This is a genomic window from Duganella aquatilis (assembly GCF_009674565.1).
Lineage (GTDB): Bacteria > Pseudomonadota > Gammaproteobacteria > Burkholderiales > Burkholderiaceae_D > Rugamonas > Rugamonas aquatilis.
This window is the reverse complement of the sequence record NZ_WKJL01000063.1, coordinates 1-1,734: the sequence shown is the minus strand read 5'-3', so window position 1 is coordinate 1,734 and position 1,734 is coordinate 1. Positions and strand designations below refer to the sequence as shown.

Here is a 1,734-nt window from a genome sequence, read left to right as displayed (position 1 = left end):
GGACGGCCCAGGTCCGGCGGCACGGCCTCGTCCAGCACCGGGTTGAAGCGGGCGCGCAGGGCGGCGTTCTGCGCGCGGTAGGCGTGCAGGCGCGCGGCCTGCCCGGGATGGTCGGCCAGGTAGGCGTCGACGGCCGCATGGCGCGCCGGCGGCAGCTGGCCGTCGACCCAGGCGTGCAGCTCGGCTTCGGTTACGGGGGCGTTCATTTGATCACCTTCAGCGGCGAGGGCAGCGGCTGGCCCTCCATCAGCAGGCGCAGCCGCTCGCGGCCGCGCGCCAGGCGCGACATCACGGTGCCGGCCGGAATGCCGAGCACGGCCGCCACTTCTTCATAGCTCAGTTCTTCCAGCGCCACCAGCAGCAGCACCTCGCGCTGCTCGGCCGGCAGCAGGCGGAGCGCCGTGTCGAGGTCGCGCAGCGTCAGGCGGGCGGCGGCGGCGTCGCCACCGGGCGCGGCCAGCGGCAGCGCCAGGTCCAGCGGCTCGCTGGCCGGCGGCTGGCTGCGCAGGCGGTCGACGTGCAGGTTGTGCATGATGCCGAACAGCCAGGCGCGCATGTCGCTGCCCTGGCGCCACGAGGCCAGCTTGTCCCAGCCGCGGGCGACGGTGTCCTGCACCAGGTCGTCGGCATCGGCGCGCGTGCCCAGCAGCGCGCGGGCGTAGCGGCGCAGGCGCGGGATGCAGTCGACCAGGCGCTGGCTGTCATTCATGCAATGCTTACTCTTTGACCACGTGCCAGACGTCCTTGAAGTTGTCGCCGTTGCGGTCGCCCGGCTTGACGTCCTTCTTGAACAGGTACAGCGGCTTGCCCTGGTAGGCCAGCTGCTTGGCGCCGTCGTCGCGGGTGATGACCGAGTACGGCGCCATGACGTTGGCGGACGGCGTCACCGCCGGCCAGTTGTCGAGGCAGGCGCCGCTGCAGGCGCTCTTGCCGGCGCTGTCCTTGTCGAAGGTGTAGACGGTCATGCCGGCGGCATTGACCAGTACGCCGTCCTTTTTCATGACGTCGTCGGCCAGGGCGGCGCCGGACAGCAGCAGGGCGCTCAGGGTGGCGAGGGCGAGGGTGGATTTCATGGCAAGTCTCCTGTTGTGGTGGATGGTAAATGGGTAAACGCCGGCGCGCCGCGTTTATTCCGCCGCCAGCAAAATAAAGTTCAAATAATGTTGCTTGCACTAAACTAGTTGCCTATCGGTATTAAAAAGTCTTTGATATCAGTCACTTAAATGGGGGATGCAGACGCCCCTGCAAACTGTGGAATAATGCGGTAGCGGCGCATCGGCGCGCGGCGGCGACACAGTAGAGGAAAGTTAATTTGGTGGACATGTTTGCGCTCGACGACGAGCTGGCGCAGTGGGATGCGGCATTGCCTGAAGTGCAAGGCTCGGAACGGTTGCAGCTGCTGATGGCGCTGGCCTGGCATTTGCGCCAGCGCGATCCCGCGCGCGCGCGGCAACTGTCGGCCGACATGCTCCCGCTGCTGGCTGTGTTGTCGCCGCAGGACGCCGCCCTGTACCGCGCGCGCCTGCAACTGATCACCGCCGAGCCAGCCTGGCTGCGCGGCGAGCTGGACACCGCCCAACACCACGCCGAGCAAGCGCTGCACCTGTGCCAGCAGGTCGCCGCCACGCAGCCAGTCGCTGCCGCCGCCTGCCGCGCCGACGCCTGCTGGGTGATGGCCTGGGCCAGCAACGACCGCGGCCGCAGCGCCGACGGCGACCACTGGCTGCGCCAGGC

At 68.6% G+C, this 1,734-nt stretch carries 3 protein-coding genes and 1 pseudogene; 1 reads left to right on the top strand and 3 read right to left on the bottom strand.

Translation table 11 applies throughout. The annotated features are described in order from the left end of the window. From GJ698_RS30210 to GJ698_RS30200, 3 genes are all read right to left on the bottom strand, one after another. Nucleotides 1-206: anti-sigma factor family protein (locus GJ698_RS30210; RefSeq protein ID WP_371865481.1), on the bottom strand; the 206-nt coding region annotated here is incomplete at its 3' end. Then, nucleotides 203-709 carry an RNA polymerase sigma factor gene (locus GJ698_RS30205; protein WP_154361550.1) on the bottom strand — a complete coding sequence of 169 codons (507 nt, stop codon included), beginning with the start codon at nt 707-709 and terminating at the stop codon, nt 203-205. The genes GJ698_RS30210 and GJ698_RS30205, both read right to left, overlap by 4 nt. A gap of 7 nt (nt 710-716) precedes the next feature. Continuing rightward, on the bottom strand, nt 717-1,073 hold the full coding sequence (locus GJ698_RS30200) for a COG4315 family predicted lipoprotein (RefSeq protein WP_154361549.1): 357 nt from the start codon (nt 1,071-1,073) through the stop codon (nt 717-719). A 248-nt stretch (nt 1,074-1,321) separates the two neighbouring features. On the opposite strand from GJ698_RS30200, the pseudogene GJ698_RS30195 reads away from it, so the two are divergent. Beyond that, a pseudogene (locus tag GJ698_RS30195) lies at nt 1,322-1,734 on the top strand (GGDEF domain-containing protein); the annotation flags it as partial.